Here is a 24,107-nt window from a genome sequence, read left to right as displayed (position 1 = left end):
TACATGGTGAAGGTAAGTGGGAAAATGGTATATATCGAACACTATGGGTTGAATTACCCGAGTATTTAGATGCAACAGAGTTATACCAGCGCGCGTTGAAAGACAATATTAGTATTGCGCCAGGGAAAATGTTTTCCGCGAGTAAACAGTTTAATCATTGTTTTCGGCTTAATTCATCGTTTGAATGTTCAGAGCCGGAAGAAAGAGCGATAAAACGGCTAGCCGAGTTAATCCAAAACATGCTGGATGAATAAGATGAACTTCATAAGTAGCGAGTAAAGCCTACTTATGTAGGCCTTCACCCATAGCGAGCATCGTTGATGATTACCAACAGCTTGGGCTCTCTTTTGTACTAATACCAATCTAGACAAGTCTCTGATCATCCTTGCTGGTTAAAATTGCTTATAACTACGTTAGAAATTTTGTAATTAGGGCCACTAGTTACTTCAATTTCCGCCTTGTTATTATCAATTTTCACTGCGCAATTATCTGACCATTTACTTATCCAGAATGGTATAACAATTGATGTCAGTGAGTTACTGAATCGGCTCAATCGTTAATGGTGCAAAAGTTGCTGTGACATTGTTACCCGCAGCAGAGTAGTCGCTGTACATGGTGCCTTGACGCAAAGTGTAAAATACATCGACGAAGTCATCATCGTTTGTTGCCCAGCTGTCTGGAATCGCTTCTAAAACTTTCCCTGTCAGTTGTGGAATAATCGCATACGCTTGCACTTCAGGATCAGGAATCGATTTTAAAGCTGCAGTCGCCACTTCTAACAAAGTACGTGCTAAATCCTTATAATTGGTGCCGTCATCTTTCTCCATTAACAGCATATCAGCCGCAGACCAACGGTAACGCTGCCAATAGATCATCACTTGGTTCGGTGAGTAATCAGTCTCGCTATAGTCCAAATACGGCATATCAATAATATCCAGTACTGGCTCGTCACGGCTTGGATTCACGCCTGTCACTATCGCATATACTTCAGCTTTTCCTGAAATCCAAGGTTCATGGTCATCTTTCAGACGAATTTTCTTGAGTACAGTCGTCGATATACTTGGTGTGTCAGCTTGTGTATCAAACGCATTCTCAGCCATTGAACGGGATTGAAGTGCCATGGGTTTTGGTGCGATATTCGCATTATTCAAGCCTTGTAAGCGCTGGATTTCATCGTTCATCGCCTTAATGCCTGCTTTCAGCTCTTTACGCGAGTTTGTATCAACAACGAGCACAGGGCGATCAGGCACATCATATACATCCAATAAGTGAATGTTACCGTCGATATCGTAGGCTTCGATATAACTCCAGTTCTTATCGTTGCCTTCTGGCTCCCATGCAAACAGTGGAGACTGTCCCGCCTGCCAACGTGCCAACATAGTTTTATCAGCCAAACGTAATTCCATAATGGTATCGGTATAATCTTCGATGCCTTTCTCTACTCGTAACGTCTCATCCATCGCCACCATCGAACGCGCAAAAGGGGCCGCACGCTTACTACGTTTTAATTCATTGAGTGGCGCATTCAATTGGTACTAGCTGATCTCTTCATGAAGTACAGGTGCAAGTTGTGCGTATTGTTGACTCAAGCTCAATGCTAACGCACGTTTTGATTCCGTAACCGATACCATTGTTGGTGATGCCGAGCTTGATTTATCTAGAGTGGGAGCCAATTGTGCATTAGACACCGGCGCTGCAGTCACACCCGCAGAGAGTATGCCAGCAGTAATCGCTAAAGGTAGTGTTATATTCATACCATATATCCTTCTATTAAGTTTTCATCCTGCGCATTTATAATGCAATACCATTTATTCACAGTATTTATGCCACTTAATGAGTAATATAAAAAACAGATGTGTTTTTGTTTGAGATACGCGTTCAATGATAAACAGATATGCGCTATGGGAATTAAATGAAATCGGGTAGTTTTGCCTTGAAAAGCTTACAATTAAGGGTTGGGTGTGTATGGATTTTTGCTATACCCCCATTCGTAACACGAAAATAGTCCAACCATAGGATAACGAATATGCAAAATAAAGTTATTACAGCGGTAACACTCTCACTTCTTCTCACTTTATCAGCTACAACGCAGGCGGCTCAACTAACAGGTTGTGAAGCTAAAAAGGAAGAGATTAAAACACAAATAAAATATGCAAAGGAATATGGAAATACACATCGTTTAGCTGGCTTAGAAACGGCATTACAAAAAGTAAATGAATACTGTACTGATGATTCACTAAGAGTAGAGAGGAAGGAAAAAATAGCTGAAAAAGAGCAGAAGGTAGCGGAAAGAGAACAAGAGTTAAATGAAGCAAAAGAAAAAGGGAATACTGACAAAATAGAAAAGAAAGAGAGAAAGTTGCAAGAAGCGATTGATGAACTCGATGAAGCTCAAAGTGAACTTCTACGTTAAATACGAAAGTTATTTTACATCGTCTTGTTCGAATGTTGTTTTATAGATCACAAGTTTTAACGTGTTTCTGCAAAGCGATGTGTTAGCGGATCTTGCCTGACACAGATTTGCCGCTATATATCTTCTGGCTGGTGTTTGCCGATTCTCAATATAACAATGAGGTATAATAAATGATCCCTGTTAGATGTGCTGTTGTTTCGGGTATTGCCTTATCTGAGGTGAATGATCAGACGAAGATCCTTTTGATGAAAAGAACAAAGGGTGGTTTTTGGTGCCATGTTGCTGGAACGGTTGAAAGTAATGAGCTAGGTTGGCAAACCATCATCAGAGAGTTTAAAGAAGAAACTCAAATTGATGTGGGAGACTTATACAATGGGCAATATTTAGAACAATTCTACGAAAACAACCTCAATACAATAGAAGTTATTCCTGTATTCGTTATTTACTGTAAACCGAATCAATCCGTAATTATTAATCACGAGCATACGGAATATAAATGGTGCACTTTAAATGAAGCTAAAGAACTAGCTGTTTTTCCAGGCCAAAACGTATTATATGATCATGTCTGGCATTACTTTGTAGACAATAAGCCATCAGAATTAATGCGAGTGAAAATTGGCTAACAACAATCAAACGGTGCTAATTACATTAGGTATCTTTGGTATTGAGTTTGGTAAGATTGGTCAGTTTGCTGTGGAACAGGCGCTAGGTACCCAATTTTGATACATAAGGAAGTGATTAGAGTGAAAATGATTTTATCGATTTGTTGTGTTGTATTCTGTTTGTCGTCATTTCCCACGATGGCTGATGATGTATTACTGAAACAAGTGTATGAGTCGCATCAAAGTGATGTTCAGGTTTCTGGTAGTGGTAATGTCATTCGCGTTCTTCCTGATGATAACCAAGGTTCACGACATCAAAAATTCATACTGCGCCTTTATTCAAATCAGACTATCTTGATTTCGCATAATATAGATCTCGCTCCACGAGTCTTAAATCTAAATGTTGGTGATACAGTGGAATTTAATGGTGAATATGAATGGAATTCAAAGGGTGGTGTTGTTCATTGGACGCATCGTGATCCAAGAGGTATTCATGTACATGGGTGGTTAAAGCACAACGGTAAGACATACAACTAAAACGCTCACTGTTGCTACGTACTCTAAGCCTATGGCATTATTAGCCTTATTCCGCTTAATGTCTGGCGGTTATTTCGTAAAATATCGAATGTAACGTTATATTAAGCTATTAAAAAAGGCGATAGAGGACCATATGAAAGAAAAACATGTCTATTATTTAGTGACATTTTTAACCGTGTTTGGTGCGGTGCTTATTAAGAACTACCTTGTCGACAACTATGCAGAATTGAGCAACTTATCGTTTGTGTTCGATGTATTACTGTTTGTCGCCATCTACATGCCGTTGCATTTTGTTTGCTCCAAAATCGGTAAGCACTTTACGAAAAGCATGTAGAAAGCCTTCACGGTGCTCCTTTCTGGTTATCGACTTGGGTAAATAATCAGAAAGCTATCGACTTCTATCGTTACTTAGGTTTCCAAGTTATTGGTGAATTGAATTTTGACCTTGATGGGGTGCTGCATAAAAACCATGTGTTCTCTATGTAGGCTATCGACAGGTATCTAACTCTAGGTAACCTATCATCGATTGACTAAAGGTTACCTCTTCATACGCCTACCATCTTATTTCCTCTTACAACATTTTGTTAAATAAACAAAAAAATCAAATCATTTGAATCTGTGATTATATTATGAGATAAATTCATAGTGCAAATAAGTGCTATTCAATGTTTAGTTGTTTTGAATGAAACATGATGTCTCAAAGCAATGCGTTAATGTCTGCTTTAGCCATTATTTAGTAGTGAAAAGGAAAGGGGTTAGGTTATGGCTGTACAATATTGTGAGAAGTGCAATAAAGACACTGAACATAAGGAAATTATGAAACAAAAACCGTCGAAGTACGGTAAAAGTAAGAAAGAGCAATTTAAAGCATTTCTTGAAGGTTTCTTTTCTGGCACTGCCAGCCCGGTATTGGCATCGTTAGATTTGCTCGATCGTTATGTTGAATGCCAAACATGTCACCATCGAAAGCTTGAGAATCATGGCGACGAATTCCAGTAACTACTACAGGGTTTTATATATATCTAATAGTCACTGGGTATTGTGACAATAAGCTAAATGATAGATCTACCTATTCAGCTGTGTTGCAATTGATAAGGTAGCTTTCGATAACAGTATAAAAAAATCGAACGAAATACGTCTTATATCAATGATTGAATATCCCCGCTCTTCTAAACTGGCGGTAATATTCCCATGATTTTAAATTATGACTCAGACTGATATTAAACAAATTATCGCTAGTTTTACTTCAATAGAGCAAGCGTTGGAGTATTTTGATATAGGCTTTGATAGCCGCTTTATTGATGAATACCGTACAGTGTTAGTGAAACGCTTTAATGGGTATTTGTTACTTGAAAAGCCAGATGATTGGTTTTCAGCCCGTCGCGCACTTAAAAGTGCTTATTGCAAAGTACAGCGAAGCCGTCTAGAGCCTCACTCCCGTTCAGCTTGTCGAGGGTGTACGTCGTGTCAGCGTCGTTAAATATTGATGGTGAAACTAGGCCGCAATCTGCAGCACTATAGTCACTATAAGATTTCAGTTAATAGATCGACTAGCTCGCTTTCTGTTGTTGGCATTTTAGCGAGTTCAATATTACAAGAAGCTCCACCTTTAAGCATGTAGGCAGTAGTAGTACAGTGATCGTGGTGAAACCATTTCCCATTCACACAAACATCGGTGTAACATCTAGTGTCTTGTATTAATTTCATACGAATACCTCTCAAATCAATCGCTAACTAATTATCAACATAACGTTACAGGCTTGTTATAAAAATGATCTAGGTCAATTATTTCGAAATTTACCCCTATAGCGTTACCCGGAATATTAGCTTTTTTGCGCTTGATTGATTCAATGTGGTGCCACGTATTGTAACTGTTATATATAAAAGTAATCACCTCTGAATATTTATTATTTAATATATTAACTTGGGTATATTGATATGACTCGCATTTGTTATCTTTAAATTAATACGGAATTACGTTGAAGCGGTACTCTTATTAAATTGATGAGTCATCTGTATTGGCAGAGTGTCGATTGTTTTTAATAGAAGGACCTTATGAAAGTTCAAATCCCATTACTTACACCTTTGCGTGGAATAGCGGCGTTATGTGTCGCTATTTTTCATGCTCGCCTCATTTTTTTTCCGCAATGGAAAGAACCTCTTAGTGAATACACGCTGTTTTTAGAAAATAGCTACCTTTGGGTTGATCTGTTTTTCTTGTTGAGTGGCTTTGTGATGATGCATGTGTACAAAAAAACCTTTATTCAAGGGGTTGATGCATCACAATGGAAGCAGTTTATGTGGTTGCGATTTAGTCGTATTTATCCTCTCTTTATTATTACTTTATTAGTGCTTTTTTTGTGGGAAAGTATCAAATATAGCCAGAATATTGGATTTTATGGTGGTCCATTACTCGGTAGTTGGGGTTTAACGGGTATACCTGCATTTGAAGGGCCATTTAATACATTTGATTCATTGCTATCAAATATTTTCATGTTTCATGCAATAACGAGCAGTTCTTTAACATGGAACATTGCTTCTTGGTCATTGAGTGTTGAATGGTTAAGTTATATGGTATTTCCTTTCATGGTGCCAATACTTTCGATGCGAACTCGTATAACGCTTTGGATTCCAGCATTAGTGTGGTTAATACTTTTTAGTCTGAATCAAACGTATGGGTCGTTGGATATCACTCATGGTATATCGTCTTTTATGCGGGCATTATGTGGTTTTGTATTAGGAGGTTGGTTATGTAACCTTATTGTTCCATTGAATTTCAAGCGTATAATAAATAACGATCTAGTGCTTCTCGTTGTGCTTGTTTCAAGTTTTTTATTAATGCACATACAAGTTGCAGCACACTTAAATATTATGATGTTCGTGTTACTGGTATTTATATCATCACAACAAGAAAGCCGTAATACATTAGTTTTCATCTTTTTTGATAATCGAGTAACTCGTTTTTTGGGTGATATATCATACTCACTGTATTTGTGGCATGTGGTATTACTGTTACCAGGTATTGAACTTATTAATGTATTGATGCCAGATTTGTTGAAAGTTTGGTTTACACAAACAGATTGGTCGATAGGGTTATTAGGAGTATTAATTTACATTATGGTAACTATTATCGTTTCAACGCTGAGCTTTAATTTTATTGAACGCCCTTTAATGAAAAAATTAAGAACTAAATTTGTAAAACCATCTAAGGCGTTAGCAAATCAATAAGCATAATTCAGCGTTGATTTTGCTTATAACGTCCACTTTTCCTACTCATTGTTATGACAGCGCTGAAATAAACCATAACGTGAACTATGATCTTTCTTGACCCGTTATGAATCCGGTCATAGAGGAAATCGTTATGATTAAGAGTGTGCATAACCTAAAAGCAGTGCTTATTTTTGTTTTAACATCGTTTTTGGTAGTTGGTTCAGTTTCTGCCGAAAGCAATACTAAATCAGATCCATCTTCACTATATAGCCGCTTGGGAGGGCTAGCGCCGATATCTGTAGTCGTCAGTGACTTTATAGACATCGTAGTGCCTGATACTTTTCTTAATAAAAATCCTGCGGTTCAAGCCACAAGGGCACATGTGCCAGCTGCATATTTGAAATATCGTGTAACGTCTATGGTGTGTAGTGCGACTGGTGGCCCTTGCGAGTATCAAGGGAAAGGCATGAAAGAAGCGCATGCGAGTTTGAATATCACTGAACCTGAGTGGGATCGCATGGTTGTTCTTTTTAAGGAAGTACTCGCAAAGCATAAGGTTCCGGCAAAGGAGTCTCAAGAGTTACTTGAACTTATTGGTTCGACCAAAGCTGATATTGTTGTTGTAAATAGTCAGTAAAATTCCCGCTAACAAGCAAAGGCAGTAGGGCTGTTTCATTGTCTGCTGCCTTGTTTGTATCAATTTTCCCTGTGTAATTATCTGACTATTTACTTATCCACTTTTCTAGTAATTATATTCCTATTGAAATATCACCAAAGTAGCAGCAACCGCAACAAGCAATAATGCAAATATGTCTTTTCGACGGGTTTGTTCTTTTAGCCAAAAGGCAGAGATAACCATCATAAAGAAAATTTCAATCTGACCTAATGTTTTCACGTAAGGAACAGTTTGTAATGACATAGCACTGAACCAGCCTAATGAACCGAAGAAACTGGCAATACTAGTCATTGTTACGAGTTTTCTTTGTTTGAACATCTGCCTGAGTGTTTCTCTATCTCGTATGCATAAGTAACTAGTCAGTATTAGTGTTTGAATAAAGATAACTAAGAATAAAATCCATGCCGCGCTATGAGGGAAAGGTAAGGATAAGCTCAGACTTGCTTCTCTAATCCATAGTGATGTAAGAGCGAATGCAGTACTGCATGCAAGCCCAATGGCGACGGTTTTGAGGGATATATTTCTAATCTTATCTGGCGAGCTTAAAATTAAAACGGCAATAGCGCCAACAGCAACACCAAGCCAACCCCAATAAGTTAGTGTTGTGCCAAAAAATAAAACGCCGAGAAAGGCGGCGACAGGAGCTTCACATTTTGCTAAGCCAGCCCCGACTGCAAAGTTTTTTTGCTTAAATAGAACAACCATCAATGCTGTTGCTACAATTTGCATGACAGCTGCACTAATAATGAAAAACCAAGAATCAGCAGAAAAGCTGGGTAGGTCTGTAGGTTGCCATTGATAAAGGCTACATAGATATAACAAAGCCAATGGACTAGCCAAAAGAAAGCGGGAGAGGGTAACACCGACAACATTTAACTGTTTGCTCAATTTACTCTGAAAAGCATTTCGCCATGCCTGACAAAAAGCGGCAAAACAGGTTAAAACAATCCAACTCATCTTCATCTCTTGTTATTTGAAAGTTATGAAGGTAAATCATAAATTGTTGTTGTTAATAATGATATGGTCTATTAAGAAAGAACGACTAAGCCTTGATTCTATTATTGCGTACTAAACCACGTCGCACATTTTTGCAGAGTTTTCCAAAGCTATATAGCTCATCAAAACTAGGGGATATGCCTCGGTCTATAGCGTGTTGCCAGTAGGTGAGATCGGTATCTACCAGTTCCATGAGCTTTTTAGGGCATCCGATACAGCTATTATCTACACCACACACAAAAGTCTCGGAGTCATATAATGGAAACTCCTTTTTGACGGCATCAATGATTTGTTGCATAGCGGTAATTCTGTCGGGTTTCTTACTCATACTAACGGTGACTTCTCTAAAAGTTGAAGTGAGTATTATAAAGTGAGTTACAGTGGTGGCAACTCTGCAAAAGTGGTAATTGAATATTCAATTTTACCTAGCGTTACATTCGTCAATTTTTATCCTTACAGCATCCATTTGCGCAAATTCATGACCATTTACTTATCCTGATTGGTACTACAAATTTTAGATGTCATACATCTCAATCAAATGATATATTAATTATACATGTTTATTGCTACAAACATCAGCATGAGTTTTAAGTCGATTGTTATTGTGTGTATCTCAGTAGTGTATTCAGATACGGTGCTGTGAATAGATGCAGGATAAAGATCGTTGAATAAAGGCTGTTAGCACATAAAAGGAAGTATCAACAATGTATGGTTTTCTATTGGCGATTCATATCTTGTCTGCCACTGTTTGGACTGGCGGACATATCGTTTTATCCTGCGTTATTTTACCGAGCGTTTTAAAAAATCGGTCGCCTCAAGAGTTACTTAAATTTGAAGAGGCATATGAAAAAATAGGAATGCCTGCGCTTATTATTCAGGTAATTAGTGGGCTAATTCTCGCGTATCACTTAGTGCCTGATGTGTCGTTGTGGTTTGATTTCTCTAATCCGTTAGCTCATGGAATTGTCGCAAAATTAAGTTTACTTGCGCTAACTGTAATGTTTGCACTAGATGCGAGATTTCGAGTGATCCCTAAATTATCAGAAGAAAACCTTGTTGATATGGCGCTGCATATTATTCCCGTGACTATACTCTCAATCTTGTTTGTATTAGTCGGTGTATCGTTTCGAACAGGGTGGTTAATGTAAGCATTTATCTATTCAGAGTAGTATTAAATGTTGAAGGATCTATATGGAAATTAAAACATTTTCTGAACAATATCGAAATGCTTTGCGAAGCATCTATCTTGAATCAAGAAAATCTACTTTTACCTGGCTGGAGACCAGTACATACCAGTTATTAGATTTTGATCAAGATACAGAAGAAGAACGTATTCACGTAGCACTCGAGGGGGATGATGTTTTAGGGTTTATCTCTGTGTGGGAGCCTGACAATTTCATCCATCACCTTTATGTGTCAGAGCGTGCCAGCAGAATCGGTGTGGGTACACAACTGTTAGAAACCGCCAAAAATTTAAGCGACAAACCGCTAACGTTGAAATGCATGAGCAAAAATGACATGGCGCTAAAATTCTATGCATCAAAAGGTTTTGTTATTGCGTCTCAAGGGTCTGATGATTATTGTGATTACTACGTAATGACCAATCGTTGATAAAGGTTTAGTTGGCCGAAAATTGACATTAATAGGGTACACCATGGAAGAGCTTGAAGGCGGTAGAGAAGGGAAAATTAAACGTTCAGCTGATAGGGTTTATCGACCTTGTGGTTTTTGGTCTCAATCGATTCATCATTTATTTACACACCTTAAAGCAGAGCAGTTTTATTCAGCACCAGAAGCATTTGGTTTTGATAACAAGGGCAATGAAATTCTCTCTTATATCGTAGGCGATGTTTATAACTACCCGCTAGTTGGTGCTATTGCGACGACGGAAGCACTATGTTCAGCAGCTGCGTTGTTGCGTCAGTACCACGATGCCACTGTATCTTTTGTTCAATGTGAACAATGCAGTGATTTGAAGTGGCTTTTACCCAAAAGAGAGCCTCAAGAGGTTATCTGTCATGGCGATTATGCGCCATATAATGTGGCATTAAATGGTTGTCGTGTTGTTGGTATATTTGATTTTGACACTGCACATCCTGCACCAAGGGTTTGGGATGTCGCTTATGCTGTTTATTGTTGGGCACCTTTTAAAACGAATACCTATGATTCATTAGGTGATGTTGCAGAACAATCGATACGTGCAAAGCAATTTTGTGATTCTTATGGTCTATCAAATGAAAGCCGTGAGCATTTAGTCGATACGATGATCGCTAGAATACAAGCGTTGGTAGATTATATGCGTGATGAAGCAGCAAGAGGTAATGAGGCGTTTATTGCTAACCTTAAAGATGATCATCATTTAGCGTATATTGCAGATATTGAATATTTACAGCGTAATAAAGCATACATCACATGCTGTATGTTCTAGCAGAAAGAAGAGGTTAAAGTTTGTTAGTTCTCATGTATCTTTCTTCGTTTCGTCGACACCAATTAAAATAGACTCATGGTTATCTAGCCATTGAGGGTATTTTTTCATTGCTTTAGAAAATAGTGGGTTTTGATAATGTATATTCAGCCAGCGTTGAATGTTTGTATAGGGGGAGTGTAGATACCACTTTCGATCAACGCGGGAAAACTGGCGCACAAAAGGTAAAAGTGCGTAGTCAGCTAAACACGGTTTATCACCCATCAAGAATTCATCGGTCGTTAAGCGTTCTTCAAGAACGGTAATGAACATCTCGCATTGGTTGCGATAAAACACCTCTGCAATATCATGATAACGCGCTGCGACTTTATATTTTTCTAACGACTCGACAAACTCATTGTCGTTGCGGTGAATAAGGTTAAGCATGGTAGGTAGAGCATCGGTACTTTCTTTAACAAGTAGATCACTCGGATCACTTTGCTGTAATGCCCAAAGCATTATATCAAGACTTTCATCAATGACGGTCGAATCGGCAAGCACTAAAACCGGGACTGTTGCTTTAGGTGATACTGCAATCATTTCGGCAGGAATATTCTTCATCACAATATCACGTAACATAACAGGCTGCTTTGCCAATAGTATTCCTATTCTTGCTCGCATCGCATAAGGGCATCGTCGTAATGAATACAGTATTGGAAGCGTCATGTTATTGCCTAGATATGTATAAATTATATGAGCGATAGTATCGCTATTTCTTGTTAAAAATAAACAAAAAAAAAGCCAACCTCATATTGAACTCTGGCGAGTTACTATGCGATCAGCTTTATTTCTTTTATTACACTATGCGACTTTTTTGTGTTTGATTATGCTTTAATTTGATAGGTACTCGTTGAACGTACCTTGGAAGTTAATCATTTTATTATCTTTAATGTCGATAATGCGTGTAGCCAGTGATGAGACGAATTCACGGTCGTGGCTAACGAAAATAAGCGTACCTTGGTACACTTTTAATGCGTTGTTTAATGCTTCAATCGCTTCCATATCCATGTGGTTAGTTGGCTCATCCATGACTAACACGTTAATGTCCATCAGCATTAGCATACCAAATAACAAACGGTTCTTTTCACCACCAGAACAACTGCGTGCTTTTTTGTTTGCGTCATCTTCAGTAAACAGAAGACGACCTAACATACCGCGAATCATAAGATCATTGTGCTTCTCGGTACGGTACTGAGAAATCCAATCAAATAGGTTAAGATCGTTGTCGAAATATGCAGAGCTATCTTGTGGGCAGTAACCAACAGAGGCATTTTCAGACCACTTAATCACACCTTCGTTTTGTTGTAGCTCATTCACTAAACAGCGTAAAAATGTCGATTTACCTACGCCATTTTCACCGATAACTGCGAGTTTAGCACCAGCTTCAAGAATAAGATTGCCACCTTCAAATAACATTTCGCCATCAAAACCGTGACCAACATCTTCAAGGATTAATGCTTGGCGATGCATTTTTTTACCATCTTGGAATTTTAGCGATGGTGTCATACGGCTTGATGATTTAACGTCATCAAGTTTGATTTTGTCTAATTTCTTCGCGCGAGAACTAGCTTGTTTCGCTTTAGATGCATTAGCACCAAAGCGGTTAACGAAGTCTTGTAGCTCTTCCATTTCAGCACTTTTCTTAGCATTACCCGCAAGTAATTGCTCTTGTATTAGTGCTGCAGCTTCCATGAAATATTCATAGTTACCAGGGTAGATGCGTAGTTCGCCGTAATCAATATCTGCCATATGCGTACAAACAGTGTTTAAGAAGTGTCTGTCGTGCGAGATGATGATCATGGTGCACTTACGCTTGTTAAGTTCACCAGCCAACCAGTTAATAGTGTGGATATCCAAGTTGTTGGTTGGTTCATCCAGTAACAAAATATCAGGGTTAGAGAATAATGATTGTGCAAGTAGCACACGCAATTTCCGGCCAGGAGCAACTTGTTGCATTGAACCGAAGTGGAATTCTTCTTCAATACCTGCTTCTAGCAAAATGTCACCCGCACGACTTTCAGCACTGTAGCCGTCCATCTCTGCGAATTCACTTTCAAGCTCACCCACTTTCATACCATCTTCTTCGCTCATTTCTGGCAGCGAATAAATGCGCTCACGTTCTTGCTTTATTGCCCAAAGCTTAGCGTCACCCATAATCACGGTGTCGATAACACTGTATTCTTCGAACGCAAACTGATCTTGGCTTAGTGTGCCAACTTTCTGACCTGGAGAAATTGATACATTGCCAGATGTTGGTGCTAATTCACCGCTGAGAATTTTCATAAATGTGGATTTACCACAACCGTTAGCGCCGATTAAACCGTAGCGGTTGCCGTTACCAAATTTGGCAGAAATGTTTTCAAACAAAGGCTCAGGGCCAAATTGCATTGTGATATTTGCGGTCGAGATCAAAAGAGTGTCCTAGCTGTTTACTAACAGGTTAATTATCTGACTTACTGTTTATGAATAAACGAGCTCAGGATAAGTACTGCGAAAGTAAGGTGCATATTAGTGTGATTAGGGTCACGGATTATACAGAGTTTACCTTGAAGATGTCGAGTGATAAGAGGCAAGTAATATATACAGTAGAAGACTTTATTTGTAATAGATGGTGATTTTGAGGCTTTATGACATTGTTATTTACGGTAATTAGATAAAAGTAAATCTACTATCTTCTTTTTAATCATTGGTTTACTGTTAATGTTTGTTGGGTTTTTTTATCATATATATTCCCTTAATATAAAATAATACTGATGATTGAGTGAAATGAGAATATACCAAGTAAGTGATTGTCACCTTCAAATTGGTAATACAGAGGCTAGCACCAATCTAGTCCGTGCATTACAGCATATTGAAGGCAATGGCGATGGTGCTATTTTATTGCTAACGGGGGACTTGGTTTGTAACCCTTCAGTCGATGCTTATGAGCATTTCAGAGAAATCATAGAGACTCATGTCTCGAACAGTGAAATATATGCTATTGCTGGTAATCACGATGATTTTCAAATGATGAAAGCTGTATTTAATGGCAGTCGTATTATGGTTAAGAAAACGGTAAAACTGGCAAATGGTTGTCGGCTTATTTTTGTCGATTCAAGTCAAAAACCTTTAGCCAATATGCCGCTTGGGTCGGGTCGAGTTTCAAACAAAGATCTTAGTTTGCTGAAGAAATGGTCACGTAAAACACCCTCAATCGTTGTTGTTCATCACCCCGTGGTTGATGTTGGTACAGAGTGGTTCACTCAAATAGGAATTGAAAACAAAGCGGCAGTAGTAAGAGCGATACGTCATCATACTCTTTCCGTTATTAGTGGGCATGCACACTCATTCTTTAAGGTGCCGATAAAAGAGGGGATAAGCCAAGTTGTTTGTCCAGCTACGTGCTATGGCTTTGACCACGCTAACCCTTGTTATGAAAGGAATGAAGATATTGGAATTATGTCTTATGACATTGAAAGAGTTGGAGAAACGTTTGATGTACAAGAGTCCATAATGCCGATTAACCGTTAGCATTTGTCGATAGTTTAAATGGCGACTAAGTCGTATTATGTACCTATTTAACGTCTAGTATTTGTCAAAAAGAGATACACAGTATGAACGATCTTTACACTTACATTACCGCCACAAAAGGTGAAACTACCAAATTAAAACTCGTTAGCCATGAGTCGGTTGATACATTCTATAAAGATCAAGGTATCGAGGTTGATTGTACAGAGTCGTTATTTACCTTTTCAAATGGCGTGATAATAAAACATTGTATTGAGTCTGAGCTTTTTGAAGCCAATGAACAAATGTGCCCAGAGTGCTGGATTTCGTACGAAGTGATTTCAGAGTTAGGGAGTACGATGGTGCATCCAAAAAGAAAGACATTTATAAACCATTGCCAAGAATCGTTTTGGCTCAAAATCAATAAGCAACACGTAAGTGTTTAGATAATTAGTATTTAACGCTCCAGTGCTGATCATAATGCTATTAATTTCGCCCTGTAAGAGGCACACACTAAACGCTTCATAGGAACCGTCACTGTTTTCACGTTGTTCAAATGTGTGTCTTTCCGTTTTTTAATACCCAACCTGTTTCATTTGTTCTTTTGTGATAGATATAGCGTTTTTACATTTGGTTACATAATACTTTGTGGCTATTAAGTAGGTAGTTTTCTTATATGTAAATAACGTAGTGGTTATAAAATGGATATTATTAAAGAGTCAAAGAGAACATTTCAATTCCCAACCGCATTCACAATCTTGTTTGTAATTATGTTAGTTGCCATTGGTCTTACATGGATTGTTCCTGCTGGATCATATTCAAAATTAGCGTATAGCGAAAATGATAATACGTTACAGATAGCTAGCCCATTAGGGAATGTAACAACAGTTGCAGCAACTCAAGATGAGTTAAAAAAGCTTAATATCAACATCGACATTGAACAATTTGTTAACGGTGTAATACGAAAGCCAATAGCAATACCAGATACTTATCAACAAGTTGAACAATCACCAAAAGGGTTGTTGGATGTTGCTGTTTCAATAGTTGAAGGCACAATTGAAGGTGCAGACATTATTGTTTTTATTTTGATATTGGGTGGCATGATTGGAGTAATAAATAAAACAGGGGCATTTGATGCTGGTTTAATCAGTTTATCGGAAAAAACGAAAGGACGAGAATTCCTATTTGTTGCTTTAGTTTGTATCGTTATGGCATTAGGTGGAACCACTTGTGGTTTGGAAGAAGAAGCTGTCGCGTTTTACCCAATTCTTGTTCCTATTTTTCTAGCTCTTGGATTTGACTCTATTGTTTGCGTGGGAGCAATATTCCTTGCTGCATCTATTGGTACTGCTTTTTCAACCATCAACCCATTCTCTGTTGTTATTGCATCTAATGCGGCAGGCATATCCTTTACTGAAGGTTTGGGTGTTAGGGCCTTTGGATTAGTCGTTGGAACTACTGTGGTTATTGGCTATTTGTATTGGTACTGTAAAAAAATTAAAGCTGATCCTTCATTTTCTTATACCTATGAAGATCGAGAATCATTTAAAGCGCGTTTTTTAAAAAGTGACGACCTCTCAGGTAATGTGCCTTTCACTACGCGTCGTAAAGTGATTCTCGCTTTATTTGCAATCGCATTCCCATTAATGATCTGGGGCGTTTCCATGGGGGGGTGGTGGTTTCCTCAGATGGCGGCATCTTTCTTAACTATCGCTATAATAATAATCTTCATTTCAGGGCTAAAAGAAAAAGAAGCTGTTGAAGCCTTTACCAAAGGAGCGTCTGAGTTAGTCGCAGTATCATTAATCATTGGAATGGCGCGTGGTGTAAATATTGTTCTTGAGCAAGGAATGGTTTCAGACACAATATTAGCCTATGCATCTGATCTTGTATCTGGCATGCATGGTAGTGTATTTGCTGTTTCTCAAATGATTGTCTTTTTCTTCCTTGGATTAGTCGTTCCATCTTCATCTGGCCTTGCTGTTTTAGCTATGCCAATTATGGCACCACTCGCAGATACCGTGATGATACCTCGTGATATTGTGGTATCAGCCTATAATTGGGGACAATACTCAATGCTATTTTTAGCACCTACAGGATTAGTTTTAGTTACCCTGCAGATGCTCGATATTCCATTTAACAAGTGGGTTAAATTCGTACTTCCTATCGTTGGCTTCTTACTTGTATTTGGCTCTATTCTTTTGGTTGCGCAAGTCATGATGCTTTAGTTTGTTTAATGCATTCTTAATTAACCGACATAAGCAAGCCGCTCAATGAGTGGCTTGTTTAATATTGTTACGAAGCCACATTAATTCCCTATAGTGTTAAATTAATTTCCGATTCTGTTAGTTAACTACTCCGAATGTAGTAAGAATGATTACTATTTTCATTAGGAGTCTGCATGTTACTTACAAAAGATATGAATCGCTTGGCTGCTTTCAAAGTAATGCTGTCTAGCGAGAAGCGCAGGGTATGGGTATCTATTTGTAGTGCCGTACTTTGTAGTTTTGTGGAAATTATCCCTTGGCTATGTTTATATTTTTCTCTCAATGCAATCTATGAGGGGAGTTCCCCTTATATGTATTTAGTTACGATGGCTATAGCCTTAATAGTGCGTTATGCACTTTATACTCTGGCTATTTGGTACGCTCATTTAGCGGCTTATCACATTATTCAAAAGGTCCGTCAGCATTTGGTGATGGCTTTGGCTCATATGAAAATTGATAAGCTACGTGGTCTTAAAAGAGGTGATATTGAAAAGCGTGTTACGGACGATTGTCAGAGCTTAGAACCACTTATTGCACACCATGGAACTGATATCATTAATGGTTTGCTTATGCCTGTTCTTATGACTTCGTTCCTTTTTTATATAGATTGGCGGTTAGCAATTATCGCGTTGGTACCTCTTCCTTTAGCCCTCTCGGCCCAGTTTCTGATGATGCGAGGCTTTGCTGAACGGCAGGAAAAATACACCAAAATTGTTTCAAACATGCATCAGGCTCAATTGGAATTTCTGCGTAGTATTGGGGTAATGAAATTATTTGCCGTTGATGCTAACTCTTATTTGGAGTTAAGCAGAACGATGCGTTCACATGATAAAATCGTCACGACCTATACCAAACAAATGGTGGGAGCTTGGGTTACCTTTGTTACATTGGCTCAAATTTCACTGACTTTGGTTGTACCTGTAGCAATACTACTCGTTGAGTTAGGACAGCTTTCTCTTGTAGACCTAGTGATGGTTGTCTGTATCAGCGCTGGGCTTCTTAAGCCGTGGTTGGATTTGACTCAAGTATTTTCTCAGATTCAGCAATCGACCGTTTCTATCGATAGAATATTACCGCTTTGTTCATCCAATGATGGCATCAGTGTGATGTATGAGAAGCCTCTACAAGTTCTTTCTTGCGAAAATATGGCTGTTAGTCGTGGCAACTACACTGTCTTCGAGAATGTAAACCTCAATATTACACCGGGACAAAGAGTACTAATTGAAGGTGAGTCGGGTTCAGGTAAAAGCACGCTTTTATCTACTTTATCTGGAGCGCTCAGTTCTGATGCTGGTGGATGGAAAATTAACGACGACTTTGTTCATGATTTCGATGATGAAAGTCGGAGTCGGTATATTGCAGCAGTCGACCAACACGTAAATTTCTTCACCGGAACATTGAAAGAAAACCTCCTATTATCTAAACGTGATGTTAAAGATGAAGAGATCTGGCACTTGTTAGATGCCTTTGGCTTAAAGCAATTGGTCAGCGATTTACCTAGTAAACTGAGTAGTGATATTGGAGAAACGAGTCGACTGTTTAGTGGTGGAGAGATGCAACGTCTCGCTATTATCAGGGCTGCATTAGCTCAAACGCCTATCCTTATTTTGGATGAAGCAACAGCACATCTAGACCAATTGAACGAACAAAAAGCCTTGGCCGCACTGCGAGAATATTCTCCTAATCAAATCCAATTGATTATCAGCCATCGTTATCAACAAGTTAAACACGTTGATGTGCATTTTAATGTCCGCTCTGGTTCTATTCATGAGGTGTCCCTTGTATAACGTTAAACAGTTAATTAATCATAGCGGAGCAAAAACAGGTCAGTTCTGGTTTGGCTTAGTTGGAAAAATAGCAACAGAGTCTATTCCATTAATAATATGGCTAATGTTGTTCTCCTTCATATTGTCATTAAACGTACTGCCATTCGCCTATATGGCACTTGTGGCTTTGGCTGTCATTGTCGTTCAGTTTGTTTTGGGGAGAAGCGCCAGAAAGAGTTTTTTGGGAGCCTATGAAATAACTCACCACCTACGCAGTCAACTTTTAACTGATATTCGTCGCCAGCCACTTGCTACCCTTAAAGGTAAGGGGCTCGGTGAAAAGATGAAACTCATCACAACAGATCTGAAGCAATTTGAAGACATATTTAGCCATATGATTGTTGAGTTCGTTGCTGCTTGGGTCATACCTATTGCTATGGTGATAATTCTTTTGTGGGTCCAGCCTCTGATTGCATTGGCTATGCTGGGGATGTTTCTGTTGGCTTTGGGTGTTTTAGTGATGTCTGAGAATACATTTAGTCAAAAAGCAGAACACTATCACCACGCGAATATAGACAGTGCCAACCAACTTCTTGAGTACATCGATTGCCTACCTATGCTGCGTGGATTTGCGCAAAGTAACAAATTGGCAAAACCATTGTGCGACAAGATTGAACAGCAGAGACATGAGGGGTTAGGGCTTGAATGGGCTGGTGGCACGGGGGTGCTTATGGCGACTTTAGTCTTTGAGTTTGTATTGGTGCTAAATATTGCTCTGTCTGTGTGGTTTATTGATCAAGGAACGCTTTCCCTTCCTCAGTTTTTAGTTGTTACGGCAGCAACCATCGCTTGTATTCGTCCATTGGCTCGAATGACAGTATATGCTGCATTGCTTAGATATATGCTTAAAGCCGCTAGCCGCTTACAACTTCTTTCTCAGTTACCACAACAGAAAGAAGAAGGTGTTGGGCCTCACTCATTTGACGTTTGCTTATCTGATGTCGATCTTACTCTAGAGGGTACACCTGTACTCAAGGGGATAAACTTAAAAGTTGCTGAAGGCGAACATATAGCTTTAGTTGGCAAGAGTGGGGCTGGTAAATCAACGTTGCTCGACTTAATTGCTGCTTTCCATATTCCTAATTCGGGATCTATATCATTAGGCAATAAAACGATTGAAGAGGTCGGTACCAGACTCTGGTATCGTCATGTCTCTTATGTTACTCAAGATGTGCAGCTGCTTGGTGGTAGTTTACGAGACAACTTATTATTAGCGAAGCCAAGTGCAGATGATGACATTCTCTTTGAAGTGATTGAGTCAGCAGGCTTGACCGACTTGGTAACAAGACTACCTGAAGGGTTCGATACGCTAATTGGTGAAAATGGTAACCAACTGTCAGGTGGAGAACGACAAAGGCTTTCAATAGCGAGAGCATTATTACACGACGCTCCGGTACTTCTTTTGGATGAGATTACATCGGCGTTGGACTCCAATACTCAAGCACAGGTATTAAGTTCGATCAAGAAGCTATCAAAGGGGAAAACAGTAATTTCAGTGGCTCACCGGCTAGAAACTATCAAAGGTGCTGATAGAATCTACGTGATGGAAAAAGGGCAAATAATTGATTCTGGTGAGCATGATGAGTTGGTTGCAACGCAACCTGATTATCGTCAGTTGTGGCAGGCAGGCCAAGTGGCTTAAACGTTCTTAGCTCTGTTAGGCCGATCTATATTTCTATGCTGGTTCATTGCGAACCAGCATATTCCTCATTAAAATACTAGTTTAACTCATGGAACATCCATGGCTTACCATCTGGGCCTGGAACTTTTTTCTTATCTATTTTACCCACTGCCGTTTTGGGAAGCGAATAGACAATATTCAACTCATCAGGCATTTTGAACGAAGCTAATTGTTTGGTCTGTAAAAAACGGCGAAGATCCTGCAACGTTAGTGATTCATCCTTACAGATTAAAGCGACACCTATCCGCTCTCCCAAGTGTTTATCAGGTACAGGGACAACAGCCACCTGAGCGATTTCAGGATGGCTCAATAAATGCTCTTCTATTTCATCAGTAGCAATACATTCGCCAGATCTATTCACAATATCTTTTATTCTGCCTGTGACAGAAATGTATTGATTTTCATCTATTCTGACTTTGTCTCCACTGCGATAGAAACCGTCGTCTGTAAAGGAACGTAGGTTGTGCTCTGGAGCACGATAATAGCCCCGCAGTGTGTAAGGCCCACGAGTCAGGAGCTCTCCCTCTTCGCCGTTGGCAACTTGATTACCTTCACTATCGACAATACGAATTTCGTCCCACTGACTTATTGGACACCCTTGCTTTGCAGCAATTGTCTCTGGGTCATCACCTATACGGGTACAAGCTATCAAGCCCTCAGCCATACCAAACACTTGCTGTAGTGCGTTTGGAAATACATGTTGGATATCTATTGCATCACTGTAGGATAACTTTGAACCTCCAACTTGAATTAAGCGCAGACTCGAGATGTTTGCTTCTTCCCACTCGGCCGCTTCTGTCCAGATTTGGGCTAGCGCAGGAACCAAAGCCGTGGCAGTGATGCCGTTTTGTTCAATAAGCTCAAAGCAATAATCTGGCCCAGCCTCATTTGAAAAGACCACCTTTCCACCAAGCGAAAGCGCACCAAGGATTCCGGGGCAACCAAGGGTAAAGTTGTGAGCGGCTGGTAACACGGCAAGGTAGGTATCTTTTGCGCTAATATTGCTAGCCTGAACACAACTTTTGATGTTAAAAAGATAATCATTGTGTGTGCGTGGGATAAGCTTTGGCAGCCCAGTGGTGCCTCCCGAAACCAAGAAAATAGCGGGGGTGTCGGGATCGATCTTTGGTGGCGTAAATGGTGTGTTTCCAATACCAGTTAGTGAACGGTACTTTGTATGTGGAACCGCCGTATAAATATGAGTAATAGAGTTTGAATGCTGTTCTAAATACTCTGCTATACAGATAGAGTCCTTGCCTCCATCGCAGATATAACCTTTTGCCTGTGATATATCGATAAAGTGACGAATTTCAGCGATTCCATGCGCAGGTAAAGCCATTATCGGCACTAGTCCTGCTCTTTGAACCGAGAAAAAGCTGATAGCAAAATCACAGGTATTCGACATTTGAAGAACTACTCTGTCTCCCTGAATCAATTTATCTTGTAGCAATCGAGCGGCTATTCGATCTGCTTCTGCTAGTAGTTGTTTGAATGTAAATTCGCGTACATCATCTTTGATGGCAATTTGATCGCCACTCAATTTTACGTTGTCTGTTAGAACGCTCCAAAGTGGCACGTTATCCCATATTTCATCGTAACGGTTCTGTTGTTCTGCTGAGTAGTGGGTGAAACCTTGAAGCAGATCTTTATTCGAATTTTTAGCAACCTGTAACGGGTTCATGATTCTTCCTCACAGGCAGTTTCGCTTGATGGAACCAGTTGCGGTGTATTTTCTTGTGAAAAAACTAAGTGATTGAGAACACAAGCCATCTTTTCACAGGTCTCTTCCCATTCTCTTTGAGGGGTAGATAAGCTAATGATACCTGCTCCGGCTTGAAGTATAGAGAGTGATTTATGTTTATATGCTGCTCGTAATATAAGTGCCGCGTCGAAATATCCGTTTTGATCGGAAACAAGAATACTTCCACTATATAAACCTCGCGGAAGAGGTTCGAATCGGGCAATAGCATCAATGGCTTCACGTTTAGGGATACCAGACGCTGTGATGGCTGGGAAGAGAACCTTAAATGCATCCCATGCTGATTTATTTTCAGTTAGAGTTCCCGTTACACGAGAGGCAAGGTGCTGCACACTGCCTCTTTCAGAAATATGCATGAACTCAGCGATATTGACGGTTTCACTTGCACACACTTGCTCCAATTCTTCGACGGCAAGTTTGACCGATGCTGCATGCTCAGCGATCTCTTTTGGATCGGTAAGAAGTTCGTTTTTTAAACGCTTGGCTTCTGTAAGGTCCGATGGCAGTGCACGTGTTCCAGCCAGTGGTTGGGTACTCAAATTTCCGTAAGTATCTACTTCTAGAACCGTTTCTGGAGAAAATCCAAATGCCTCAAATCCTCCCATCTGGAGCATGAAAGAACGAGCAGGTGTATTATGTTTTCTTCCTGCTATGAAGCTGTTTTTAATATCTATAGATGAAGGCAGAATAGCGGGGCGTGACAGAATTACTTTTTTGTATTTGTCGGCTTTGATTTCATTTACTGCATGTTGGACTACGTCTTGGTAGTATTTTTTTACTTCTTCACATTGCACAATATCTTTTTGTGTCATGCTTTTATGTGATTTAGTCGGTTGAGCTTTATAGTTATTACAGTCAGCTGCAATTCGTTGAATTTGAGGTATAACGGCCTCATCCATTGTACGAATGGTAATATGTGTTTTGCTGATTCGTATATCTGTTTCTGGTACAAAAAGTTCTAGTAGAGATCTTTCGGTCTCTTTTTGCTTTAAGTTGTGAGCAAAATGGCAGAACTCGAAGTCTACACGTCCAAATAGTCTCCAGTCTTTGATTTGTATTTTTTTGGTTGCCTGATGAATCGCTTGGCAAATATTATTATGATTAACGCTTTGTCTGACGCCTGCGAAGTCAACGATATCACCCACTTGGTTTACCGTGAGTTGTGAATGCTTATTGATGCCGATTGCCCATTCCTGATTGTGTTCGTAAACGATATAGTCTGCGCAGAAATCGGCACTCGTGATTTCAGTCGCTAGTAAAATAGGTTGGCACTGATGCTCAAATGACAGAGTTTTATAGGTTTGCATGTTTTTATTAGCCATGGTGTTCTCCGAAAATGGCGTTTAAAGTGCCGGTATTTTTGTATTGGAACTAACGAATATGTTGTTTAATGAATGTTGAACTACAGTCTGAATAAATACTGCGGGTGTTGTTGTTAAATAGAAGTGATCACCAGGTACACCAAAGAATTGGGTGCTCGCTTTTATTGAAGGGCATATCCAACTTTCCCATTCTTTTACCTCTGATTCCCACGCCTCAGGATCGCACTCTCCAAAAACTAAAGAGCACTGCGTAAAATTCAGTTCCGGTGCACTATCTAGCTTCTTTACGTAAGTCTCCGTTGCGATGAAATCGGCTCTTAGCATGGGTAAGAAAATGGGTAACAGTTCAGGATTCTGCTTGAGAACTGGACTTCCGCTACCAATTTCTATTAGCTGATCAATAAAATCATTGTCACTAAGGTGGCTGAGTTTTCGGCGGCTTTCTAAGTGGGGTGCATGACAACCACTTAAAATAATCTGTTTAACCGGGGTTTCAGATCCGTAGTATTCTTCTAGTTGTGTGCAAACCTCAAAGGCAACTTGTGCTCCCATGCTATGCCCACACAAGCGTATATTGGCATTGGGAGGTAATTGGGTTTGATTTTCCCAACGAACAAATGCGTCGAAAATGTCATCGGCGAGATCGCTAATGGTACTTAGTGGTCGCTCACGCATGCGTTGATCTCGGCCTGGGTATGTTGCCAGCATGACCAAAGAGTTTTCTGGTAGAGTTTCGCTGTCAAGCTTTGTCCAGCTTTTGAATGCGCTTTGACTACCACCAGCAAAAGGACAAACAATCCATATATTCTCTGCGTGACTACCACTTTGATATAACGTTTTAAACACCTGATCTATCATAATTAATTTC

At 39.5% G+C, this 24,107-nt stretch carries 26 protein-coding genes; 16 read left to right on the top strand and 10 right to left on the bottom strand.

The window, feature by feature from the left end; all coding sequences use genetic code 11:
- Positions 1-536: 536 nt before the first annotated feature.
- A complete protein-coding gene (locus tag C9J47_RS11785) occupies positions 537-1,529 on the bottom strand; it encodes a DUF3103 family protein (protein ID WP_245903439.1) in 993 nt (330 codons plus the stop codon).
- Positions 1,530-1,535: 6 nt separating this feature from the next.
- Complete coding sequence (locus C9J47_RS27345; RefSeq protein WP_245903437.1) at positions 1,536-1,754, bottom strand: hypothetical protein; 219 nt, start codon at positions 1,752-1,754, stop codon at positions 1,536-1,538.
- A gap of 272 nt (positions 1,755-2,026) precedes the next feature.
- On the opposite strand from C9J47_RS27345, the gene C9J47_RS11780 reads away from it, so the two are divergent.
- The 6 genes from C9J47_RS11780 to C9J47_RS11755 all read left to right on the top strand — a co-directional run bounded on the left by C9J47_RS11780 (position 2,027) and on the right by C9J47_RS11755 (position 5,032).
- On the top strand, positions 2,027-2,413 hold the full coding sequence (locus C9J47_RS11780) for a DUF1090 domain-containing protein (RefSeq protein WP_107253709.1): 387 nt from the start codon (positions 2,027-2,029) through the stop codon (positions 2,411-2,413).
- Between the two features lie 170 nt (positions 2,414-2,583).
- A complete protein-coding gene (locus C9J47_RS11775) occupies positions 2,584-3,036 on the top strand; it encodes an NUDIX hydrolase (RefSeq protein ID WP_107253708.1) in 453 nt (150 codons plus the stop codon).
- Between the two features lie 126 nt (positions 3,037-3,162).
- A complete protein-coding gene (locus C9J47_RS11770) occupies positions 3,163-3,552 on the top strand; it encodes a DUF3465 domain-containing protein (RefSeq protein WP_107253889.1) in 390 nt (129 codons plus the stop codon).
- A gap of 133 nt (positions 3,553-3,685) precedes the next feature.
- Entirely contained in the window at positions 3,686-3,886 is a 201-nt protein-coding gene (locus C9J47_RS11765) for a hypothetical protein (protein ID WP_107253707.1), read from the top strand.
- Positions 3,887-4,314: 428 nt separating this feature from the next.
- Positions 4,315-4,551, top strand: a complete 237-nt coding sequence (locus C9J47_RS11760) for a hypothetical protein (RefSeq protein ID WP_006231648.1) — start codon at positions 4,315-4,317, stop codon at positions 4,549-4,551.
- Positions 4,552-4,756: 205 nt separating this feature from the next.
- The gene (locus C9J47_RS11755; RefSeq protein ID WP_107253706.1) at positions 4,757-5,032 is read left to right on the top strand and encodes a nitrogenase-stabilizing/protective protein NifW; all 276 of its coding nucleotides are present in this window, start codon (positions 4,757-4,759) and stop codon (positions 5,030-5,032) included.
- Between the two features lie 44 nt (positions 5,033-5,076).
- On the opposite strand, the gene C9J47_RS11750 is transcribed toward C9J47_RS11755, so the two are convergent.
- A complete protein-coding gene (locus C9J47_RS11750) occupies positions 5,077-5,259 on the bottom strand; it encodes a hypothetical protein (RefSeq protein WP_107253705.1) in 183 nt (60 codons plus the stop codon).
- 348 nt (positions 5,260-5,607) lie between these two features.
- Between C9J47_RS11750 and C9J47_RS11745 the strand changes: the two genes are divergently transcribed.
- Both C9J47_RS11745 and C9J47_RS11740 read left to right on the top strand, forming a co-directional pair.
- The gene (locus tag C9J47_RS11745; RefSeq protein ID WP_107253704.1) at positions 5,608-6,780 is read left to right on the top strand and encodes an acyltransferase family protein; all 1,173 of its coding nucleotides are present in this window, start codon (positions 5,608-5,610) and stop codon (positions 6,778-6,780) included.
- A 133-nt stretch (positions 6,781-6,913) separates the two neighbouring features.
- Entirely contained in the window at positions 6,914-7,399 is a 486-nt protein-coding gene (locus C9J47_RS11740; RefSeq protein WP_107253703.1) for a group I truncated hemoglobin, read from the top strand.
- A 120-nt stretch (positions 7,400-7,519) separates the two neighbouring features.
- On the opposite strand, the gene C9J47_RS11735 is transcribed toward C9J47_RS11740, so the two are convergent.
- Both C9J47_RS11735 and C9J47_RS27340 read right to left on the bottom strand, forming a co-directional pair.
- Positions 7,520-8,395 carry a DMT family transporter gene (locus C9J47_RS11735; protein ID WP_107253702.1) on the bottom strand — a complete coding sequence of 292 codons (876 nt, stop codon included), beginning with the start codon at positions 8,393-8,395 and terminating at the stop codon, positions 7,520-7,522.
- An 85-nt stretch (positions 8,396-8,480) separates the two neighbouring features.
- Positions 8,481-8,762, bottom strand: coding sequence for a hypothetical protein (locus C9J47_RS27340; RefSeq protein ID WP_107253701.1), 282 nt, complete (start codon positions 8,760-8,762; stop codon positions 8,481-8,483).
- Positions 8,763-9,138: 376 nt separating this feature from the next.
- Between C9J47_RS27340 and C9J47_RS11725 the strand changes: the two genes are divergently transcribed.
- The 3 genes from C9J47_RS11725 to C9J47_RS11715 are packed head-to-tail and all read left to right on the top strand — an operon-like array spanning position 9,139 to position 10,862.
- Positions 9,139-9,582: a CopD family protein gene (locus tag C9J47_RS11725; RefSeq protein ID WP_107253700.1), complete on the top strand. Its 444-nt coding sequence runs from the start codon at positions 9,139-9,141 to the stop codon at positions 9,580-9,582.
- A gap of 43 nt (positions 9,583-9,625) precedes the next feature.
- Positions 9,626-10,045 carry a GNAT family N-acetyltransferase gene (locus C9J47_RS11720; RefSeq protein ID WP_107253699.1) on the top strand — a complete coding sequence of 140 codons (420 nt, stop codon included), beginning with the start codon at positions 9,626-9,628 and terminating at the stop codon, positions 10,043-10,045.
- Positions 10,046-10,088: 43 nt separating this feature from the next.
- Positions 10,089-10,862: a phosphotransferase gene (locus tag C9J47_RS11715; RefSeq protein WP_107253698.1), complete on the top strand. Its 774-nt coding sequence runs from the start codon at positions 10,089-10,091 to the stop codon at positions 10,860-10,862.
- Between the two features lie 30 nt (positions 10,863-10,892).
- On the opposite strand, the gene C9J47_RS11710 is transcribed toward C9J47_RS11715, so the two are convergent.
- Both C9J47_RS11710 and C9J47_RS11705 read right to left on the bottom strand, forming a co-directional pair.
- Complete coding sequence (locus tag C9J47_RS11710) at positions 10,893-11,564, bottom strand: glutathione S-transferase (protein WP_107253697.1); 672 nt, start codon at positions 11,562-11,564, stop codon at positions 10,893-10,895.
- Positions 11,565-11,729: 165 nt separating this feature from the next.
- On the bottom strand, positions 11,730-13,310 hold the full coding sequence (locus tag C9J47_RS11705) for an ABC-F family ATPase (protein WP_107253696.1): 1,581 nt from the start codon (positions 13,308-13,310) through the stop codon (positions 11,730-11,732).
- Between the two features lie 354 nt (positions 13,311-13,664).
- On the opposite strand from C9J47_RS11705, the gene C9J47_RS11700 reads away from it, so the two are divergent.
- The 5 genes from C9J47_RS11700 (at position 13,665) to C9J47_RS11680 (ending at position 20,119) form a co-directional block, all read left to right on the top strand.
- Complete coding sequence (locus C9J47_RS11700; RefSeq protein WP_107253695.1) at positions 13,665-14,408, top strand: metallophosphoesterase family protein; 744 nt, start codon at positions 13,665-13,667, stop codon at positions 14,406-14,408.
- An 83-nt stretch (positions 14,409-14,491) separates the two neighbouring features.
- Complete coding sequence (locus tag C9J47_RS11695) at positions 14,492-14,830, top strand: hypothetical protein (protein WP_107253694.1); 339 nt, start codon at positions 14,492-14,494, stop codon at positions 14,828-14,830.
- A 255-nt stretch (positions 14,831-15,085) separates the two neighbouring features.
- Entirely contained in the window at positions 15,086-16,612 is a 1,527-nt protein-coding gene (locus tag C9J47_RS11690) for a YfcC family protein (protein ID WP_107253693.1), read from the top strand.
- 173 nt (positions 16,613-16,785) lie between these two features.
- A complete protein-coding gene (locus C9J47_RS11685) occupies positions 16,786-18,438 on the top strand; it encodes an ATP-binding cassette domain-containing protein (RefSeq protein WP_107253692.1) in 1,653 nt (550 codons plus the stop codon).
- Positions 18,431-20,119, top strand: coding sequence for an ABC transporter ATP-binding protein (locus C9J47_RS11680; protein ID WP_107253691.1), 1,689 nt, complete (start codon positions 18,431-18,433; stop codon positions 20,117-20,119). Before C9J47_RS11685 ends, C9J47_RS11680 begins: the two co-directional genes overlap by 8 nt.
- 76 nt (positions 20,120-20,195) lie before the next feature.
- On the opposite strand, the gene C9J47_RS11675 is transcribed toward C9J47_RS11680, so the two are convergent.
- The 3 genes from C9J47_RS11675 to C9J47_RS11665 are packed head-to-tail and all read right to left on the bottom strand — an operon-like array spanning position 20,196 to position 24,097.
- A complete protein-coding gene (locus tag C9J47_RS11675) occupies positions 20,196-21,839 on the bottom strand; it encodes a (2,3-dihydroxybenzoyl)adenylate synthase (protein WP_107253690.1) in 1,644 nt (547 codons plus the stop codon).
- Entirely contained in the window at positions 21,836-23,239 is a 1,404-nt protein-coding gene (locus tag C9J47_RS11670; protein WP_107253689.1) for a salicylate synthase, read from the bottom strand. Before C9J47_RS11670 ends, C9J47_RS11675 begins: the two co-directional genes overlap by 4 nt.
- 21 nt (positions 23,240-23,260) lie before the next feature.
- The gene (locus tag C9J47_RS11665) at positions 23,261-24,097 is read right to left on the bottom strand and encodes a thioesterase II family protein (protein WP_107253688.1); all 837 of its coding nucleotides are present in this window, start codon (positions 24,095-24,097) and stop codon (positions 23,261-23,263) included.
- Positions 24,098-24,107 lie beyond the last annotated feature (10 nt).

The sequence above is a fragment of the Photobacterium indicum genome (genome assembly GCF_003026215.1).
Classification (GTDB): Bacteria; Pseudomonadota; Gammaproteobacteria; order Enterobacterales; family Vibrionaceae; genus Photobacterium; species Photobacterium indicum.
The sequence above is the reverse complement of the archived record's forward strand: the minus strand, read 5'-3'. Positions and strand labels throughout refer to the sequence as shown.

What these genes read in the sequence shown, in the direction of transcription:
- C9J47_RS11700 (WP_107253695.1), top strand. Translation starts at nt 13,665, where the DNA reads ATGAGAATATACCAAGTAAGTGATTGTCACCTTCAAATTGGTAATACA.
- C9J47_RS11685 (WP_107253692.1), top strand. Translation starts at nt 16,786, where the DNA reads ATGTTACTTACAAAAGATATGAATCGCTTGGCTGCTTTCAAAGTAATG.
- C9J47_RS11755 (WP_107253706.1), top strand. Translation starts at nt 4,757, where the DNA reads ATGACTCAGACTGATATTAAACAAATTATCGCTAGTTTTACTTCAATA.
- C9J47_RS11670 (WP_107253689.1), bottom strand. Translation starts at nt 23,239, where the DNA reads ATGGCTAATAAAAACATGCAAACCTATAAAACTCTGTCATTTGAGCAT.
- C9J47_RS27345 (WP_245903437.1), bottom strand. Translation starts at nt 1,754, where the DNA reads ATGAATATAACACTACCTTTAGCGATTACTGCTGGCATACTCTCTGCG.
- C9J47_RS11695 (WP_107253694.1), top strand. Translation starts at nt 14,492, where the DNA reads ATGAACGATCTTTACACTTACATTACCGCCACAAAAGGTGAAACTACC.
- C9J47_RS11780 (WP_107253709.1), top strand. Translation starts at nt 2,027, where the DNA reads ATGCAAAATAAAGTTATTACAGCGGTAACACTCTCACTTCTTCTCACT.
- C9J47_RS11775 (WP_107253708.1), top strand. Translation starts at nt 2,584, where the DNA reads ATGATCCCTGTTAGATGTGCTGTTGTTTCGGGTATTGCCTTATCTGAG.
- C9J47_RS11665 (WP_107253688.1), bottom strand. Translation starts at nt 24,097, where the DNA reads ATGATAGATCAGGTGTTTAAAACGTTATATCAAAGTGGTAGTCACGCA.
- C9J47_RS11760 (WP_006231648.1), top strand. Translation starts at nt 4,315, where the DNA reads ATGGCTGTACAATATTGTGAGAAGTGCAATAAAGACACTGAACATAAG.
- C9J47_RS11740 (WP_107253703.1), top strand. Translation starts at nt 6,914, where the DNA reads ATGATTAAGAGTGTGCATAACCTAAAAGCAGTGCTTATTTTTGTTTTA.
- C9J47_RS11750 (WP_107253705.1), bottom strand. Translation starts at nt 5,259, where the DNA reads ATGAAATTAATACAAGACACTAGATGTTACACCGATGTTTGTGTGAAT.
- C9J47_RS11745 (WP_107253704.1), top strand. Translation starts at nt 5,608, where the DNA reads ATGAAAGTTCAAATCCCATTACTTACACCTTTGCGTGGAATAGCGGCG.
- C9J47_RS11735 (WP_107253702.1), bottom strand. Translation starts at nt 8,395, where the DNA reads ATGAGTTGGATTGTTTTAACCTGTTTTGCCGCTTTTTGTCAGGCATGG.
- C9J47_RS11725 (WP_107253700.1), top strand. Translation starts at nt 9,139, where the DNA reads ATGTATGGTTTTCTATTGGCGATTCATATCTTGTCTGCCACTGTTTGG.
- C9J47_RS11765 (WP_107253707.1), top strand. Translation starts at nt 3,686, where the DNA reads ATGAAAGAAAAACATGTCTATTATTTAGTGACATTTTTAACCGTGTTT.
- C9J47_RS11770 (WP_107253889.1), top strand. Translation starts at nt 3,163, where the DNA reads ATGATTTTATCGATTTGTTGTGTTGTATTCTGTTTGTCGTCATTTCCC.
- C9J47_RS11715 (WP_107253698.1), top strand. Translation starts at nt 10,089, where the DNA reads ATGGAAGAGCTTGAAGGCGGTAGAGAAGGGAAAATTAAACGTTCAGCT.
- C9J47_RS11720 (WP_107253699.1), top strand. Translation starts at nt 9,626, where the DNA reads ATGGAAATTAAAACATTTTCTGAACAATATCGAAATGCTTTGCGAAGC.
- C9J47_RS11690 (WP_107253693.1), top strand. Translation starts at nt 15,086, where the DNA reads ATGGATATTATTAAAGAGTCAAAGAGAACATTTCAATTCCCAACCGCA.
- C9J47_RS11710 (WP_107253697.1), bottom strand. Translation starts at nt 11,564, where the DNA reads ATGACGCTTCCAATACTGTATTCATTACGACGATGCCCTTATGCGATG.
- C9J47_RS11675 (WP_107253690.1), bottom strand. Translation starts at nt 21,839, where the DNA reads ATGAACCCGTTACAGGTTGCTAAAAATTCGAATAAAGATCTGCTTCAA.
- C9J47_RS27340 (WP_107253701.1), bottom strand. Translation starts at nt 8,762, where the DNA reads ATGAGTAAGAAACCCGACAGAATTACCGCTATGCAACAAATCATTGAT.